Origin of the sequence: Leptolyngbya sp. CCY15150 (assembly GCF_016888135.1) — a bacterium.
GTDB lineage: Bacteria > Cyanobacteriota > Cyanobacteriia > RECH01 > RECH01 > RECH01.
The window spans coordinates 1-202 of sequence record NZ_JACSWB010000195.1 but is presented as its reverse complement, the minus strand read 5'-3'; the positions used below and the strand labels follow the sequence as shown (position 1 = coordinate 202).

At 55.0% G+C, this 202-nt stretch carries 1 pseudogene; it reads right to left on the bottom strand.

From position 1 onward, the window contains the following. Positions 1-200 (bottom strand): annotated as a pseudogene (locus JUJ53_RS13870) (ISNCY family transposase); the annotation flags it as partial. Between the last annotated feature and the right edge of the window lie 2 nt (positions 201-202).

The window sequence follows — 202 nt, the reverse complement described above, 5'->3', positions numbered from 1 at the left end:
GCAACGGAGCGAAAGCCCTCCAATTGCCCCTGCTCCTCTAACACCTGTAGGATGTCCTCAAACACAGGAAACACCTCCTCAGGAGCCACCGCATCCAGCAGGTTGCGGATCTGGTTGTCACTGGGTATCCGATGGACACCAAACAGGCTTTGGGCGTTACTTTTCCCTTTACTGCCCTCCATCATGCGCTGATAGGCCAGAA